Source organism: Bradyrhizobium sp. JYMT SZCCT0428, from assembly GCF_018131075.1.
Taxonomy (GTDB): domain Bacteria; phylum Pseudomonadota; class Alphaproteobacteria; order Rhizobiales; family Xanthobacteraceae; genus Bradyrhizobium.
Genome location: NZ_JAFCLS010000021.1, coordinates 1 through 16,793, shown reverse-complemented (window position 1 = coordinate 16,793; position 16,793 = coordinate 1). Strand labels below are relative to the sequence as shown.

Below are 16,793 nucleotides of genomic sequence, written 5' to 3'. Positions count from 1 at the left end.
GATGGCCACGACCGCTGCAGCACAGTTCCAGTCCGACGAGAAGCCGACGTCGGTGCTCTCGGCGACGACATTGATTGGGCCGGCGACGGTGTTCGTGGTCGCCGGTCTGCTGCTGCCGCTGGCGATCCTGTTCCGCTACAGCTTCGACAAGGTCGACGCGCGGCGCATCATGATCGATACGTTCTCGTTCGACAATTACGTCAAGTTCTTCTCTGATCCCTATTACACCGGCGTGCTGGCGACGACGTTGCGGGTGGCCGCGCTTTGTACCGTCATCTGCCTCGCGATGGGTTTGCCGCTCGCTTATGTACTGGCGCGCACGCAGTCGCGGTACAAGAACGTGCTTATCATGCTGGTGGTGCTGCCGCTGTTCGTCGGCAATGCGGTGCGCGCCGCCGGCTGGATGACCCTGTTCGGTTCCAAGGGCTTTCTCAACGTCACCCTGATGCAGATCGGAATCATTACCCAACCGATGCAGATCATGTTTACCGAGGGCGCCGTCATTGCCGGCATCATTGCCGTCAATCTGCCCTACATGGTGCTGACATTGCAGAGCGTGATCGAGGGCATCAACCGCAATGTCGAGGAGGCGGCCTTCAGCCTCGGCGCCGGGCCGGCGACGATGTTTCGCCGCGTGCTGCTGCCGCTGTCGCTGCCGGGCATCCTGGCCGGCACCATCCTGACCTTCATCCTCGGCATGAATGCCTATGCGACGCCGGTGCTGCTGGGCGGCCCCAAATTCAAGATGATGGGGCCGCTGGTGTACGGACAGTTTCAGCTCAACAACTGGCCGTTCGGCGCGTCCGTCGCGTTCGTCCTGATGACGGCTACCCTCGGATTGACGGCGGCGGCAAATATCCTGGTACAGCGCCGGTTCCGGCGATGATAACTGAAAGGGACTTGTGATGACGGTTGGTGTTGGCGGTTCGACCGCGGAGGCGGAACTCGCCGCAATCAAGAACATGCGCGGCGACGTGCCGCCGATCGGCGTCGAGGAGCGGCTGCAGCGTATCGCGCGCGCCCAGGCCATCATGCGCGAGAAGGGCATCGACGCGCTCTATCTCGATGTCTCCTCGAGCATGACCTATTTCACCGGATTGAAGTTCCGCCGCACCGAGCGCATGCACAGCGCAGTGCTGCCGGCCAAGGGCGAGATCGTCTATATCTCGCCGGCCTTCGAGGTCGAGAAACTCAAGACCATGACCTCGTTCGGCGAAAAGATCGCGGTCTGGGAGGAGGACGAGGATCCGACCGCCACCGTCACCGAGACCGTGCGTTCACTCGGCTATCCCTCCGGCACCATCGCGGTCGATGAGGCGACGCCGTTTTTCACCTTTGACGGGCTGCGCCGCGCCGGCAACGCCTACACCTTCATCAATTCGATCGACGTGACCGCCGGATGCCGCATGATCAAGTCCGAGCAGGAGCTCGCGCTGATGCAGACGGCCAAGAACATCACGCTCGAAGCCCACAGGCTGGCTGCCCGCATCATGCGCGAAGGCATCACCACCACGGAAGTGCAGGCCTTCCTCACCGCCGCGCACCGCAAGCTCGGCTCGGAAGGCGATCCGCCGTTCAACGCGGTGCTGTTCGGCGAGGCCACCGCGTATCCGCACGGCGTGCCGTATCCGCAAGTGCTGAAGGAGGGCGACATGATCCTGATCGACACCGGCGCGCCGGTCGATGGCTATCTCTCCGACATCACGCGTTCCTACGTGTTCGGCGAGCCGAGCAAGCGCCAGCGCGACGTCTGGAACCTGGAGAAGGAGGCGCAGGCCGCCGGCTTTGCCGCCGCCAAGCCGGGCAACCGCTGCGAGGATATCGACATCGCGGCCCGCGGCGTCATCAACGGCGCCGGCTTCGGCCCCGGCTATGCCACGCCGGGCCTGCCGCACCGCACGGGCCACGGCATCGGCCTCGACGTGCACGAATGGCCCTATCTCGTGAAGGGCGACAGGACCGTATTGAAGCCCGGCATGACGTTTTCCAACGAGCCGACCATCTGCATCTACGGCGAATTCGGCGTCCGGCTCGAGGACCACATGGTCATCACCGAAACCGGCGCGCGCTGGTTCACCCAGCCGGCCCATTCGGTCGACGATCCCTTCGGTCTGGAGAAATAACGCCTTCAGCCGCTCTTCTTCTGCCGCGTGCTGGCGATCAGCACCAGCAAGAACGAGGCCGCCGTCATCAGCGTGCTGATCGCGGCGATCGTCGGATCGATCTCGTCGCGCAGCGCGGTGAACATCCGTTTTGTCAGCGGCTGGTACTGGCCGCCTGATATGAACAGGCCGACGACCGTCTCGTCCATCGCCGAGATGAAGGCGAAGATGGCGCCGGTCAGCACGCTGGCCTTGATCTGCGGTAGCGTGACGGCGAAGAAGCTGCGCAGGCGGTTCATGCCGAGGCTGCGCGCAACCATCTCCTGCGCCGGATCGAAGCTCTGCAGGCCGGCGACCACTGACGTGATGACATAGGGCAGGCCGAGCATGACATTGGCGAGCACCAGTCCCGACATCGTCGCCACCAGTCCGATCTTGGCATAGACAAAGAAGATGCCGACCGCCGTGATGATGATCGGCACCACCAACGGCAGCATGAGCATCATGTGGACGATGCGCATGATGCGCATTTTCGAGTTACTGATGGCGTAGGCGGCGGCGACGCCGAGCGGCGTTGCAATCAGGACGGTGAGTGCGGCCACCGCGAAGGTGACGCGGGTCGCCTGCATCCAGGCGGCATTGCCAATGTATTCCTCATACCAGCGCAGCGACAGCGATGGCGGCGGGAAGGTCAGGAAGCGGGTGCTCGAAAACGACATCGGCACGATGATCAGCACCGGCAGGATCAGATACAGCAGCACCAGCGCGCAGAACACGACGAAGACGATGCGGGGCAGCGAGAACGTTTTCATTTTTGCCCCAGGATGCGGTCGAGCGGAATGAACCGGCCGACGATGAGGAAAATGACGAGAACGCTGAGCAGCAGCACCACACCGACGGCGCTTGCGGCGCCCCATTGGTCGTAGAGTTCGACATTGCGGCTGACCAGCAGGGACACCATCACGGTACGGCCGCCGCCGAGCAGTTCGGGCGTAATGTAGAAGCCGAGGCACAGCACGAACACCAAGGTCGTGCCGGCGAGCACGCCGGGCAGCGACAGCGGCAGGAAGATCCGCCAGAACGTGTGCGAAGGGCTGCCGCCGAGGCTGGCGCCCGCCTGCATCAAATCGTGCGGGATCTTCTGCATGGTGGCGTAGAGCGGCAGCACCATGAACGGCAGCAGGATATGCACGGTCGCCACGACAGTGCCGAAGGTATTGTGCACCAGCGCCAGCGGCTCGTCGATGACCCCGAGATATTGCAGGAACTGGTTGACCACCCCGGTCCGCTGCAGCAGCGCCAGCCAGGCATAGGCGCGCACCAGGACGCTGGTCCAGAACGGCAGGATCACCAGCGCCAGAATCAATACGCTCCATCCCTTCGGCACCACGCTGGCGGCATAGGCGATGGGATAGCCGAGCAGCAGCGCCAGCACCGTCACCAGCAGGCTGATCTGGAAGGTCAGCGAGAAGCTGCGCCAGTAGATGGCTTCGCTGAAGATGCGGCGGTAGTTCTCCAGCGTGAAGCCGTCATGATAGATCGATTGCCAGGCGAGCCAGCCAACCGGAAGCACGATCAAGAGCAGGATCACCAGCAGCGCCGGCGACGCCAATGCCAGCATCAGGCCCTGTTCGCGGCGATGGTGACGCAACGAGAGGTCTGGTGTGGAATGGGTCAATGCCGTGTTCCTGTCATTGCCAGATGGCTGGAGCGGGGTGCGCCGGTCGAACCCCGCTCCGGATTATTTCCGCCTATTTCTGTACGAACGAGACCCAGCGCTTCTCGGCGGCTTCGCCGTCCGGCGACGCCCACCACGCATAGGACATCAGCGCCTGCTTCTTGGCGTTGTCAGGCGCGCTCGGCAGCTGCGCGACGCGCTCCGGTTTGACCACGCCGGTATCGAACGCCTTCGGGTTCGCCGGGCCGTAATCGATGTGCAGCGGCAGATTGGCCTGATGGACGGGGTCGACGGCCTCGTTGAGGAACTTGACCGCCGTTGCCAGGTTCGGCGCGCCCTTGAGGATGCAGAGCGAGGTGCTCTGCAGGATGCCCTGGTTATAGGTATAGGCGACCTTGGCGCCTTCCTTGGTCAGCGCGCTGACGCGGCCGTTCCAGGCCATCACCATGTCGACCTCGCCGTCGTTCAGGAGCTGCGCGGATTGCGCGCCCGAGGTCCACCACACCGTGATGTTGGGCTTGATCTCCTCGAGCTTCTTGAAGGCGCGGTCAACGTCGAGCGGATAGAGCTTGTCCGGCGCGACGCCGTCGGCCATCAGCGCTGCTTCCAGCGTCGCAATGGGGTGGTTGCGCAGCGCGCGACGGCCGGGGAATTTCTTCACGTCCCAGAAGTCGGCCCAGCTGTTCGGCGTGGCGCCATCAGGATATTTCTTCTGGCTGTAGGCCAGAACGCTGGAATAGAACTCGTACGCCACCGAATACGGATTGCGATAGGCTTCCGGCATGGCGGCGGCATTGGGAATCTTGGAGAAATCGAGTTTTTCGATCAGTCCCTGTTCGCCGCCGCGCAGGCAATAGCCGGTCGGAACGTCGACCACGTCCCAGATCGGCTTGCCGCTGGCGACCTGCGATTTGATCACCGGCCAGGCGTCGGGAATGCTGTCCTGGTTGATGGTGATGCCGAGCTTCTTGGCCGAGGGATCGAGGATCGCAACCGTCTGCGCCTTCTGATAGGCGCCGCCCTGCGACACGAAGGTGATCTGCTCGGCGGCGTTGGCTGCGATGCTGGTTGACGCGAAGAGCCCGAGCGCTGCGCCGAACAACGCGCGTCCTAGTCCTGTGTTGGAAGCAACTGCCATTTTACGTTCCCCTCCTGTTATGACCGGGCCTTTGCGTTGCTATTGCCCGATCGCGTCCAAAAACTGATACCAGCCGGCCACCATTCGGACGGCCGGTTCACGCAGCGGATAAAATGGAATGACCTTGAGGCGGCTGGCATCGAGCAGGCCGACATCAGGCTGCTCGCCGCGCACGAAGGCCGCGAGATAACGCCCCATCAGGCTGGACATCGCGACGCCGGCGCCGTTGTAGCCCATCGAGAACAGGGTGTGGTCGTTGAGCCGGCCGATATGCGGCATGGAATCCAGCGTCATGCCGACGAGGCCCGACCATTTGAATCCCAGCGGTGTGTCGCTCAGTTCCGGGAAAATGCCGACCATGGCCTTGCGCAGCGCGTCGAAGGCAGCTTCCGAATCCTGTTTGCCGAAGGCGCCGCGGCCGCCGAAGATCACGCGATCGTCGACCATGCGGAACCAGCGCATCATGCGCTTGGTCTCGGTATAGGTTCGCCCGGTCGGCATCAGGCTGCCTGCGAGGTTATGCGGCAATCGGTCGGTGGCGATGATGGCGCTGCGGAACGGCACCAAAGTGTGCTGCATATGGCGCGTCGCGTCGGTCAGGTCGGAATAGCTGTTGGTGGCGATGATGACTTGCCGCGCGCGCACCGTGCCTTGCGGCGTTTCAACGACGACGCGCCCGTTCTCGCGCCGTATCCGCAGCGCCGGGCTTTCCTGATAGATAGCGACACCGCGCGCCGCGAGTCCTTCGGCGAGGCCATGCAGGTAGTTCAGCGGATGGATGCCGCCGGAGCCCGGATTGAGCACGCCGCCGACGAACGCCTTTGAGCCGGTTTCCTCGCGCACTTCATGGGCGTCGAGGATCCGGACATCGGCATCGCCCATCTCGCGCTTCATCCATTCGGCTTCATCGATCGCGGCCTTCAGCGTCGCGTGGTTATGCGCGGCCTTGACCTGTCCGGTGCGCGTCAGCCGCGCACTGGTGATGCCGAATTCGGAAACCAGTTCCTCGACGATCTCGGTCGATTCATACGCGATCTCGTACATGCGCTTGGCCATCGCGCGGCCATGGGCCGCATCGATGCCGCGGAACGATTGCCGGAATTTTGCGGTGATGACACCGCCGTTGCGGCCGCTGGCGCCCCAGCCCGGACGGTTGGCTTCGAGCACGACCGGCGCGAGGCCGTTCTTGGCGATATGATGCGCGGCGGAGAGCCCGGTATAGCCGGCGCCGATGATCACGACGTCAGCCTGAACCGCGCCTGACAGCACGGGAAAGGTCCGCAACGGCGTCGCCGTACTCGCCCACAGCGAGTTCGCCGATGCCATTGGGGTCCAGACTTGTGCCATCGCCGCGCGCCCCTCAGTGCCCGACCGCCGCGTCGGCGAAGGCTTTCATGGTGGCGAAATGAAAATCGGGTTTTGTCAGTTCAGGCACTTCGGGCGTGCCGCCAAAACCCGCCATGCCCTGGCGGCGCTCGATCCAGCATACTTTATAGCCGAGTTTTCGCGCGATCCCGATGTCGTGGTGCTGGCTCTGCGCCACATGCAGGATGTCGGACTGCTTGTAGCCGAAGGCCGATTGCCGCCCTTTATTATAGGCGAAGAATTCCGGGTTCGGCTTGGCTACGCCGGTCTCGTCGGCACAGACGGTGTCGTCGAAGGGATCGCCGAGCGCGTGGGCGTAGCAGGACAGTGCGACGCGGTCGGCGTTGGTCATCGCGACCAGCCGGAATTTCGTGCGCAGGCGCTTCAGCGCCTCGACCGAATCCGAAAACGGCTGCCAGCGCAGCACCGCCAGTTGGAAAGAGTCGCAGGCCGCATCATCGGCCGGCAGCCCGAGTTCCTTGGCGAGGTAGCGATAGACGTCGAACATCACTTCGCTGGAGCGCTCCGGATGCGCATCGCGGCCGCGCTTGTAGGAGGCAAAGATCTTGTCGTCGCTGAGTTCAGCGGCGCTTCTTCCGGATATCTTGCGGACGGCGTCGAGCACGCCGGTTTCGAAGTCGATCAGGGTGCCGACGACATCGAAAGTGAGAACCTTGAAATTGCTGAACGACATGGGCGTTTCTTCTCTGGTGTTGGAACTGCGTTGGTGGTGGACGTTCATTCCGCGGCTTTCGGTACGATGATCGTATCCTCCGGGTGAAGGGTCACGGTGAGGGGGCCGCCGACGGGCGGGATGCGGCGATAGGCTTCGTGATGGCTCGGCTGGCGCAGGCTGAGCGCGGTGCCGTCGGGCAGGGCGATGAAAATGCGCAGGCTTTCGCCCTGGTAGACGACGTCGGTGACGGTGCCGGTCAGCCGGTTGAGCGCGGCATTATCCGCGCCGTCGTCGATCAGCAGCTTTTCGCTGTGCACCGCCAGCATCAGCGCATCGCCGTTCGGGATCGCCCTCGCGCTGCGCAGGGTGGCGGGGCCGAGCGCCACGCTGCCGGAATCAATGCGGCGGACCGGCAACAGGCTCGCCTCGCCGATGAAACTGGCGACAAAGGAATCCGCCGGATGATCGTGCAGCTGCGCGGGCTTATCGATCTGGATCAGGCGGCCGTCCTTGAGAATGGCGACGCGGTCGCTCATCGTCAGCGCCTCGCGCTGGTCGTGGGTGACGTAGATGATGGTGGCGCCGATGCGTTTGTGGAGCTGGCGCAGCTCGATCTGCATCGATTCCCGCAGCTGCTTGTCGAGCGCGGAAAGCGGCTCATCCATCAGGATCAAACGCGGCTCGAAGATCATCGCGCGAGCCAGCGCCACGCGCTGGCGCTGGCCGCCGGAGAGTTGCGCCACGCCGCGTTCTTCGTAACCGGCGAGGCCGACCATCGCCAGCGCGCCGCGCACTTTCGCGGGCCAATCGGCCTTCGGCAGCCGCCGCGCGCGCAGCGGGAAGGCGACGTTCTCGCCGACACTCATATGCGGAAACAGCGCGTAGTTCTGGAACACGACGCCGATGTTGCGCTTGTGCGGCGGCTCCAGCGTGACGTCACGCTCGCCGAAATGGATCGAACCGGAAGTCGGCTGGATGAAGCCGCCGAGCAGGCCCAGGAGCGTGGTCTTGCCGGATCCGGAGGGCCCGAGCAGCGAGACGAACTCGCGCGGCGCGACGCTCAGCGTGACATTGTCGAGCGCCACGACAGCACCATAGTGCTTGCTCGCGGACTTGATTTCGACGCTTTCAACACCGCTGCCCAATGAACGACCTTCCTGTTGCGCTTCGCCGCTGGCCGCATGAATGCGATTTCCCGCCGCCCTTGCTTCGTCGCAAGGGCCGTTGAACTGGCATGATCTCAATTTATAGGCGGACGCTTCCCGCGCGACTGGGCAAATCTCCCCGACCGTGGTTTGCTCGGAATGCTCCGCTTCCCGGCAGGCCTCCTTGATCGGCAAGGCAATCAAAATTAGGGCGGCCGGGCAATTGCCAAATTATCACTTGCGTCATAATCTGAAGTTATGCCTGAGCTTCGCCGGATGCTGCCTTCCAGTAATGCGCTGTTCGTCTTCGACGCCGCCGCGCGCAACGGCAGCTTCACGGCGGCGGCGGCCGAGCTGAACGTGACCCAGCCGGCGGTCAGCCGGATGCTGGGACGTTTCGAGGATTATCTCGGGGTCCGCCTGTTCGACCGCACCGCCGGCGGCGCGACCCTGACGGAAGAGGGCGAGCTGCTTTATCGCCGCGTCACCGACGGTTTTCGCAGCATCGAGAGCGGCCTGGTCGAGATCGAGCGGCGGCGCCGGGGCACCGAAACCGTCACGCTCTCGGTCTCCTCGGCCTTCACCAACCATTGGCTGATGCCGCGCATCGACAAGCTGCAGCGCGCGTTTCCGAACGTCGACCTCCGGTTCCAGTTGATCTCGGGCTCGCTGCGCGGGGCGGTCGAGAACGTCGACGTCGGCATGCGGTTTCGCGATCAGGACGACCCCGAGACCAGCGGCGCCCTGGTCATGAAGGAAGTCATGCTGCCGATCTGCAGTCCCGGCTACCGCGACACGAATGTTGCGCGCAAGCCTGCCGAAGGGCGCACCATCATCAAGCTGGCCGACACGCCCGAAGACTGGGTGCTGCAATATCCGGGCGCGCTCACCGGCGCATCAGGTCCGGCCAAGGCGCTGAGCTTTTCGGATTATGCGGTCGTGGTGCAGGCGGCGCTGCTCGGGCAGGGCGTGACGCTCGGCTGGATCACCGTCGTCGCGCATTGGCTGCTGACCGGTGCGTTGGTGCCGGCGTCGGCAAAACTCGTCCGCACGCGGCGGGTCTGCGAACTCGTCACCCCGCGCAACCGGCCGATCCGCCCCGTTGCCGTCGAGATCAGGGACTGGATCATCGCGCAAATGCGCAGCGACATCGTGGCGATCGACAAGCTCTACCCGCGCCTGAAGCTGATGGCCGCCAGCTATTGATTTGGCCGCCCTTAGAATGTCGGCGGCGTGCAGGCGCTGATCACCTCGCACGCCTTGTCGCCGACGCAGCGAAACCGATGCGGCCGGCGGCTCTCGAAATAATAGGCGTCGCCGGGCCCGAGGATGCGGCGTTCGCTGTCGACCGTCACTTCGAGCCGGCCCGAGAGAACGATGCCGCCTTCCTCGCCGTCGTGCACCAGCGGAATCCGTCCGGTGTCGCCGCCGGGCTCGTAGCGCTCTTTCAGGATCTGCAAGCTCCGGCCGAACAGATTGTCGCCGACCTGGCGAAAGGAAATCTTGCCCTTGCCGATCTCGCTCAGTTCGTCGGCGCGGTAAAACGCCGTGCGCGGCTGGTCGGGTTCGAGGGCGAAAAACTCCGCCATCCCCATCGGAATGCCGTCGAGGATGCGCTTGAGCGCGCCGACCGACGGGTTCATCTGGTTGGATTCGATCAGCGAGATCGTCGAGTTGGTCACCCCCGAACGCTTGGCGAGTTCACGCTGCGATATCTTGTTGCGGGCGCGGACGAAGCGTAACCGTTCGCCGACATCTATGCTCATCAAAGCCTCGAGGGGTTGGTTTGGGGTGTTGAGTGTGTTGCGGATCGAACGAATGCTACCCAACGCCCCCAGCAAATTCAATAGCTTGGATGGTATCAGAAAAGGACTTGCTGCACATCATCAACATGATGTCGGGTAGGGAAACCCGCACAGGAGCGCCCCATGACGATTCACCAGATTCCGAACACCGTGAAGCTCGAATCGTTCTGGATGCCGTTCACGGCCAACCGGCAGTTCAAGGCCGAGCCGCGGCTGTTCGCCTCCGCCTCGGGCATGCATTACACCACCATCGACGGCCGCAAGGTGATCGACGGCTCCGCGGGCCTCTGGTGCGTCAATGCCGGCCACGGCCGCAAGGAGATCGCTGCCGCCGTCGAGCGCCAGCTGATGAACCTCGATTTTGCGCCCTCGTTCAATATGGGCCATCCGCTCGCGTTCGACTTCGCCGAGCGCCTTGCCGCAATCGCCCCAACCGGGCTCGATCGCATCTTCTTCACCAATTCCGGCTCTGAATCGGTCGATACCGCGCTGAAGATCGCGCTGGCCTATCAGCGCGCCGCCGGCCAGCCGACGCGTACGCGCCTGATCGGCCGCGAGCGCGGCTATCACGGCGTCGGCTTCGGCGGCATGTCGGTCGGCGGCATGGTGAACAACCGCCGCGCCTTCGCGACCCATCTGCCGGGTGTCGACCATATCAGCCACACCCATGATCTTGCCCGCAACGCCTTCGCCAAGGGCCAGCCGGAGCACGGCGCCGAACTCGCCGACGATGTCGAGCGGCTGGTGGCGCTGCATGGCGCCGAGACCATCGCCGCCGTCATCGTCGAGCCGGTACCTGGCTCGACCGCGGTGCTGCCGCCGCCGAAGAACTACCTGAATCGGTTGCGCACCCTGTGCGACAAGCACGGCATCCTCCTGATCTTCGACGAAGTCATCACCGGGTTCGGCCGCCTCGGCGCGCCGTTCGCCGCCAATTATTTCGGCGTCACGCCTGATATGATGACGACCGCCAAGGGCATCACCAACGGCACGGTTCCCTGCGGCGCGGTGTTCGCCAGCCGCAAGATTCACGACACGCTGATGACGGGGCCGCAGGCCCAGATCGAGCTGTTCCACGGCTACACCTATTCGGCGCATCCGGTGGCCTGCGCCGCCGGTATCGCGACGCTCGATATCTACAAGGACGAGGGGCTGCTGACGCGCGGCGCCTCGATGGCCGATTACTGGGAACAGGGCCTGCATTCGCTCAAGGGCCTGCCGAACATGATCGACATCCGCAATGTCGGCCTGATGGGCGCCATCGAGGTCGCACCGCGCAAGGACGCGCCGGCCGCGCGCGGCTATGATCTGATGGTCGATTGCTTCAACAACGGCCTCTATCTGCGCCAGAGCGGCGACTCGCTTGCGGTGTCACCGCCGCTGATCGTGGAGAAGAGCCACATAGACGAGATGGTCTCGATCCTCGGCGACGCGATCAAGCGCGTGGCCTGATCCTTGCTCTAACTGCGGCATCGACTATCGTGCGGTGATCGAACGATGCCGCGGCAGAAGCATGAGGGATCGTGAAAGTTTTGATTCTCGGCAGTGGCGTCATCGGCGTCACGTCAGCCTATTATCTCGCCAAAGCCGGCCATGAGGTGACGGTCGTCGACCGTCAGCCGAAACCTGCGCTGGAGACCAGTTTTGCCAACGCCGGCGAAGTATCGCCCGGCTATTCCTCGCCATGGGCGGGGCCGGGCGTGCCGGTCAAGGCGATCAAATGGCTTCTGATGAAGCACGGCCCGCTGGTGATCCGGCCGAAGCTCGATCCCGTGATGTGGCTGTGGCTGCTGAAGATGCTGCGCAACTGCACGTCGGAGCGCTACGCGGTCAACAAGCGGCGGATGATTCCGATCGCCGAATACAGCCGCGATGCCTTGCGCGCGTTGCGCAGCGAGATCGGCATTCGCTACGACGAGCGCGAGCGCGGCACGCTGCAGCTGTTCCGCTACGCGGCACAGCTCGACGGCCCCGCCGACGATATCGCCGTCCTGAATCAAAACGGCGTGCCTTATGAAGTGCTCGATCGCGCCGGCTGCATTGCCGCGGAGCCGGCGCTGGCGAAGGTGTCGGACAAGATCGCCGGAGGGCTTCGCCTGCCGCAGGACGAGACCGGCGATTGCCACATGTTCACGCAGGCGCTCGCGCTCGAGGCCGAAAAGCTCGGCGTGCGCTTTGCCTTCAATGTCGGCATCGAGGGATTGATCGCGGATGCGTCGCGCATATCAGGCGTCGCCACCTCCAATGGCGTGTTGCAGGCCGATGCCTATGTCGTCGCACTCGGCAGCTGGTCGCCGCGGCTGCTGCGGCCGGTGGGCATTTCGCTGCCGGTCTATCCCGTCAAAGGCTATTCGATCACGGTGCCGATAACGGATCCCGACGCCGCACCGGTATCGACGGTGATGGACGAAAGCTACAAGGTCGCGATCACTCGGCTCGGCGATCGAATCCGTGTCGGCGGCACCGCGGAAATTTCGGGGTACTCCGACAGGCTCTACCCGGCGCGGCGCGCGACGCTGGATCATTCGCTGACCGAGCTTTTTCCGCGCGGCGGCGACATCGGCAAGGCGACGTTCTGGAGCGGCCTGCGGCCGATGACCCCCGACGGTCCGCCGGTGATCGGCCCGACGCGCTATTCCAACCTCCATCTCAATACCGGCCATGGCACGCTCGGCTGGACCATGGCCTGCGGTTCGGGGAGGGTGCTCGCGGACATGCTCTCGGGCCGCAAGCCGGATATCGATGTGAAGGAGCTGGCGCTCACGAGATACGATCACCGGTTTGGCTGAGGGGCCGGGACGGTGCTCGCCTTTCCGTCATTGCCTGCGACAAACGCGAAGCGTTTGCGCAAGGGAGCGAAGCGACGACTTGTCCGCCGAAGCTCAACGAGCGTAGGCGGAAGCAATCCATGCCTCCGCTTGCCGCGCTATGGATTGCTTCGCTTCGCTCGCAATGACGACAGGAAAAACCGCCCTTGGCGCTTAGCCCGCACATGCGGGGCCGAGTGGGAAAATAGGGATATCTGCTCGGGCTACTGGAACTAGTGGCGCAGCAGGTTTCTGGTAACCTAGGCCTAATCTGCTACTTGCGCAGGCTGGTGCCAGGAGTAGTCTGCGCAAGACGCGGTCCGTCGAGGGAGGAGTTTCCCGTGATGGAGCCCACTACCAGGGTAGGTAATCGACTGTTAGCTGCGTTGCCGGCGGCAGATTTCGATTTGCTCGCGCCGCACCTCCGCAAAGTGTCGTCTGAACGTGATGTCGTCCTGCTACGATCGGGAGACCTGGTTGAACAGATCTATTTCCCCCTCAGCGGGACGATCGCGTTCATCATGGACATGCCAAACGGACAAACGGTAGCCACCGCGGTCGTCGGGAATGAGGGGGCCGTGGGCATCCTGTCCGCATTGGGACCTACCCGCTCTCCGGTTACGGCGATCGTTCGCGTGGCCGGAACCTCGTTGCAGATTTCTCCGGCAAGATTTGAGGCGGCGCTCAGCCGCAGTGGCGCAATCAGAGACGTGGTGCAGATCTACACCAGAGCGCTATTGGCGCAACTCCAGCATGTGGCCGCCTGCAATGCGCTGCACTCGGTCGAGGCCCGCCTGGCCCGGTGGTTGCTCCACATCCACGATCGCGTCGACAGTGATTTCCTGCCGCTCACGCAAGAGGCGCTTGCGGAGCTGCTTGGCGTACGTCGAACGACCGTGACGCATGTCGTGCACAAGCTGCGGACGTTGCGGGCTATCCGGTCCAATCGGCGGGGCCTGATCGAGATTGACAGGCCGCGGCTCGAAGCCGCGGCATGCGAGTGCTACGACGTCATGCGCCGTCGAATCGATCATATTGTTTCGCCTGAAGGAATGAAGCCTCACATCCCTCCGGTACAAAAGATCCTCCGCGCGCCAGATCCGCTTTTGGCCAAGGTGGATGTCGCGCAGCGGCACCCGCGAACGCATGGGACGACTAGCCCGCGGCCAAGAGGCCTTTGATCTCCGCCGTCTCGCTTGGCTCGTAAACCCAGGCTTCCTTGACCCAGGCATCCCTGGCGAACCATTCGTGGTTGGCTTTGCAGAGTGAGCAGAAGGTGCGCGCGAAGAACACCACGCTGCATCGAAATTTTTCCCGATCCGCCTTGATGCCCGTCGGGATCTCGCGTCCCGTTTGAGGGCACTTGATCATGATGATACCCATCGTGTTTCTCCCTCGGCTGTTGTGTGGCAGCAACGTGTCCGTTCGCCATCGGCTGGACTGCACCTCTTCTCACCGAAGGCGCTTTCTCCAGCCGATCCCGGCGGCCTTGGAAGTTCGTCTTAGGAGGCTTTCTGCAGGACCCTGGTGAGGCCCTTCTTGATCGGCTCGGCCGTCTCGGTCGCGACTTTCTGGGCGAGCTGCCAAAGTTCCTTGTTCTGCGCGGACGTGGCTTCGACGTTCTTGCGGGTCTGCGCGGCTGACAGCTGCACGATTTCCGAGAGCGACTTCGTGTCCGTGAGTTTGGAGAGAAAATCGAAGGCGGAGTTGGTGTTGGCGCCCGCGATCTCGATGACCTTGATCCCGTAGTCCGCGGCGGTCTTGGCGTGGGTCGAATAGGTTTCGCTGAGAATGTCGGCTATCTCTCCCGAGGCAGCCTGTAACTTCTCGTAGTTGTCCTTTGTCCGCGACATGCTCTGCTCGGCGATCCCGCGGAAAATTCCCGGCATCGTGAAAAGCGAACCTTCAAGGTTTTGCTTTTCGTTCGTTTCGACCTTCGCATTCGGCGTATCGGTGTTCGCTTTGGCTTTAATATCGGCCTTTCCCACGGGTTTTCATCCTTTCAAGTCGTCAACAGCAATCGGATTTGCGCCTGGAGCTTCCGAGGCAGTTGCCTGAAGGTGCTGCCGCAAATGTCCGCCTCGCGCCTGCCTGAACAAGATATGGCTGACTAACGCCGGGGCTTCCGTTCGCTTTCTGACTCTCGCGTCGGATTCTTTCGCTACGGGCCACGACCGCTTTTGCCCGAAGGCACGGGCGTTCCATCCGCCATCATGTGCTGGCCCCTTCGTTCGACGATCAACCCGTAGGCATGGGGCTGCCGGTGGATGTCGAAGTTGAAGGTGGTGCGCTTGTAGGAGTTGCACAAATCCAGATCACAGCGCGCCAATGCGATTTCGTCACCTTTGGTCGTGCAAGCGGCGACGATTTCACCGGATGGCGCCACAATGCAGCTACCGCCGATCTGGTCGACGCCCTCTTCGATACCAGCCTTGGCGACGCCCACGACCCAGGTCCCGTTCTGGTAGGCGCCGGACTGCATCACAAGACGGTTGTGGAACAGCGCGAGGTCGTCGTGCTCAGGCGCGGGCGGATTGTGCACCGGCGTGTTGTAGCCGATCAGCACCATTTCGACGCCCTGCAGTCCCATCACGCGATAGGTTTCGGGCCAGCGGCGATCATTGCAGATCGCCATGCCGATCGTGCCGTTGAACGCGTCGGCCACGCCAAAGCCGGAGCCGGGCTCGAAGTAACGCTTTTCCAAATGCTGAAATCGACGCCACGGCTCGTGTTCGGCGTGACCCGGTAAATGGACTTTGCGATATTTGGAGATGGCGTTGCCGCGCTTGTCCACGAGGATAGAGGTGTTGTGCCGATGGGTTTCGCCGTTCTCGACCGCCAGTTCGGCGTAACCCAGGCAAAATCCGATGCCCAGTTCCCGGGCCAGGTCGAACAGGGCTCGCGTCTGCGGACCGGGCATCTCATGCTCGAAGAAAAAATCGATCTCCGCCTGATCCTCCATGTACCAGCGCGGAAAGAACGTCGTCAGCGCCAGTTCGGGATAGACGATCAGGTCGCATCCGTTGGCGTGCGCCTGGCGCATCAGCGCCATCAGCCGCGCGACAACCTCGGTCCTTGTTTCGCTTCGGGCAACAGGGCCCAACTGTCCCGCTGCGACGTTCACAAATCTTGCCACTGTCTTTCCTCTGGTCCGTTACCGGGGTTGAGTGCGTATCTGAATTGGCTGCTCTGCAGAACCCGTGCCAGCCCACCCAACGACAGGCTACGCAATATGCTGGGTCGGTGCGACACCAGCGCGTAGCCCGCATGAGCGCAAGCGACATGCGGGGCAGTGCAAGAGAAGACCCGGATATCGCGGAGCCTGTCATCGGGCGCGCATTCGCGCGACCCGTTGGCTCATCCGGGCTACGGGCTACGTCGTCTCGCGCGCAAGCGCAATCTGGCGACCGGCGTGCGACAAATCAACCCGACGGGCAAATCACTTCTGATTGTCGGAATTCGTGTCAAGCCCCAGAATCAAAGATATTTCTGTTTACCAGAAAGAAAATCAGGAGTATGTGTTTGGCCATCCCGTCCTACTCAGAAGGGCGTCGGCCGTCGTCACGGACGTTGGGCGGGTTGCGGTGGACGCTGGTTTGCGCTGAGACGATGGCGTGGACTAAGCGTACGGCAAAACCGTGTGGTCCTGGCACCCGTTGCAGGTGTCAAGCTGTCGGAGAAGCGCAAGCGGAAACGGCGGCGACGGAGTCAACCAAGAACTCGTCTCCGGGGAGATCACGGCATAAGCCGTAAAGCCATTGCGCAGGGAAGGCCGGGTGTTCTCCGCTGCCCTGTATGCTCGTGTGCAGCTTTTTTAGTGCAAACCGCACACGGGACCGCGGGTGCAGCGCGCACCCGGTCTTCCCTGCGCCCTCTCAATTTGGGCGGATGATCTTGAAAACTTCGGACGCAATGCGTCGCGAGAATGTGAAGCCATGTTTAGATAAAAGCCATGTTTAGATGATGGTGCAGCAACAAACGCCGTCGTCGTCCCGGCCTTGAGCCGGGATCTACCGTGTTGAGAGTCAAGAGGCGGCAGCGCCTTTCCAAGGCTGTCCCGACCTGATTACGGCATTG

At 63.0% G+C, this 16,793-nt stretch carries 16 protein-coding genes; 6 read left to right on the top strand and 10 right to left on the bottom strand.

Features of this window, described 5'->3' with window-relative positions; genetic code table 11:
* Position 1 precedes the first annotated feature (1 nt).
* Both JQ575_RS21930 and JQ575_RS21925 read left to right on the top strand, forming a co-directional pair.
* Entirely contained in the window at positions 2 to 886 is an 885-nt protein-coding gene (locus tag JQ575_RS21930) for an ABC transporter permease (protein ID WP_212035242.1), read from the top strand.
* A gap of 19 nt (positions 887 to 905) precedes the next feature.
* Positions 906 to 2,123: a Xaa-Pro peptidase family protein gene (locus tag JQ575_RS21925; RefSeq protein WP_212035241.1), complete on the top strand. Its 1,218-nt coding sequence runs from the start codon at positions 906 to 908 to the stop codon at positions 2,121 to 2,123.
* Positions 2,124 to 2,128: 5 nt separating this feature from the next.
* Here JQ575_RS21925 and JQ575_RS21920 read toward each other — a convergent pair whose 3' ends face one another.
* From JQ575_RS21920 to JQ575_RS21895, 6 genes are all read right to left on the bottom strand, one after another.
* The gene (locus tag JQ575_RS21920; RefSeq protein ID WP_212035240.1) at positions 2,129 to 2,914 is read right to left on the bottom strand and encodes an ABC transporter permease; all 786 of its coding nucleotides are present in this window, start codon (positions 2,912 to 2,914) and stop codon (positions 2,129 to 2,131) included.
* On the bottom strand, positions 2,911 to 3,723 hold the full coding sequence (locus tag JQ575_RS21915) for an ABC transporter permease (protein ID WP_212035333.1): 813 nt from the start codon (positions 3,721 to 3,723) through the stop codon (positions 2,911 to 2,913). Before JQ575_RS21915 ends, JQ575_RS21920 begins: the two co-directional genes overlap by 4 nt.
* Before the next feature lie 130 nt (positions 3,724 to 3,853).
* The gene (locus JQ575_RS21910; RefSeq protein WP_212035239.1) at positions 3,854 to 4,918 is read right to left on the bottom strand and encodes an ABC transporter substrate-binding protein; all 1,065 of its coding nucleotides are present in this window, start codon (positions 4,916 to 4,918) and stop codon (positions 3,854 to 3,856) included.
* Between the two features lie 39 nt (positions 4,919 to 4,957).
* Positions 4,958 to 6,265, bottom strand: coding sequence for an FAD-binding oxidoreductase (locus tag JQ575_RS21905; RefSeq protein WP_212035238.1), 1,308 nt, complete (start codon positions 6,263 to 6,265; stop codon positions 4,958 to 4,960).
* 13 nt (positions 6,266 to 6,278) lie between these two features.
* Positions 6,279 to 6,977, bottom strand: a complete 699-nt coding sequence (locus tag JQ575_RS21900) for an HAD family hydrolase (RefSeq protein WP_212035237.1) — start codon at positions 6,975 to 6,977, stop codon at positions 6,279 to 6,281.
* Between the two features lie 44 nt (positions 6,978 to 7,021).
* Entirely contained in the window at positions 7,022 to 8,104 is a 1,083-nt protein-coding gene (locus tag JQ575_RS21895) for an ABC transporter ATP-binding protein (RefSeq protein ID WP_212035236.1), read from the bottom strand.
* A 258-nt stretch (positions 8,105 to 8,362) separates the two neighbouring features.
* Between JQ575_RS21895 and JQ575_RS21890 the strand changes: the two genes are divergently transcribed.
* Positions 8,363 to 9,310 carry a LysR family transcriptional regulator gene (locus JQ575_RS21890; protein ID WP_212035235.1) on the top strand — a complete coding sequence of 316 codons (948 nt, stop codon included), beginning with the start codon at positions 8,363 to 8,365 and terminating at the stop codon, positions 9,308 to 9,310.
* Positions 9,311 to 9,321: 11 nt separating this feature from the next.
* On the opposite strand, the gene JQ575_RS21885 is transcribed toward JQ575_RS21890, so the two are convergent.
* Positions 9,322 to 9,870 (bottom strand): cupin domain-containing protein, encoded by a 549-nt coding sequence (locus JQ575_RS21885; RefSeq protein ID WP_212035234.1) that lies wholly within the window; start codon positions 9,868 to 9,870, stop codon positions 9,322 to 9,324.
* 162 nt (positions 9,871 to 10,032) lie between these two features.
* Here JQ575_RS21885 and JQ575_RS21880 point away from each other — a divergent pair, with 162 nt between their 5' ends.
* From JQ575_RS21880 to JQ575_RS21870, 3 genes are all read left to right on the top strand, one after another.
* Positions 10,033 to 11,361 carry an aspartate aminotransferase family protein gene (locus JQ575_RS21880; RefSeq protein WP_212035233.1) on the top strand — a complete coding sequence of 443 codons (1,329 nt, stop codon included), beginning with the start codon at positions 10,033 to 10,035 and terminating at the stop codon, positions 11,359 to 11,361.
* A 71-nt stretch (positions 11,362 to 11,432) separates the two neighbouring features.
* Complete coding sequence (locus tag JQ575_RS21875) at positions 11,433 to 12,698, top strand: D-amino acid dehydrogenase (protein WP_212035232.1); 1,266 nt, start codon at positions 11,433 to 11,435, stop codon at positions 12,696 to 12,698.
* Positions 12,699 to 13,060: 362 nt separating this feature from the next.
* Positions 13,061 to 13,897, top strand: coding sequence for a Crp/Fnr family transcriptional regulator (locus tag JQ575_RS21870; protein WP_212035332.1), 837 nt, complete (start codon positions 13,061 to 13,063; stop codon positions 13,895 to 13,897).
* Here the strand turns inward: JQ575_RS21870 and JQ575_RS21865 are convergent.
* The 3 genes from JQ575_RS21865 to JQ575_RS21855 all read right to left on the bottom strand — a co-directional run bounded on the left by JQ575_RS21865 (position 13,872) and on the right by JQ575_RS21855 (position 15,852).
* Positions 13,872 to 14,099: a hypothetical protein gene (locus tag JQ575_RS21865; protein WP_212035231.1), complete on the bottom strand. Its 228-nt coding sequence runs from the start codon at positions 14,097 to 14,099 to the stop codon at positions 13,872 to 13,874. The two genes, JQ575_RS21870 and JQ575_RS21865, sit on opposite strands and share 26 nt — an antisense overlap.
* 119 nt (positions 14,100 to 14,218) lie before the next feature.
* A complete protein-coding gene (locus tag JQ575_RS21860) occupies positions 14,219 to 14,704 on the bottom strand; it encodes a phasin (RefSeq protein WP_312015986.1) in 486 nt (161 codons plus the stop codon).
* A gap of 173 nt (positions 14,705 to 14,877) precedes the next feature.
* Complete coding sequence (locus tag JQ575_RS21855) at positions 14,878 to 15,852, bottom strand: N-carbamoyl-D-amino-acid hydrolase (RefSeq protein WP_212035230.1); 975 nt, start codon at positions 15,850 to 15,852, stop codon at positions 14,878 to 14,880.
* Between the last annotated feature and the right edge of the window lie 941 nt (positions 15,853 to 16,793).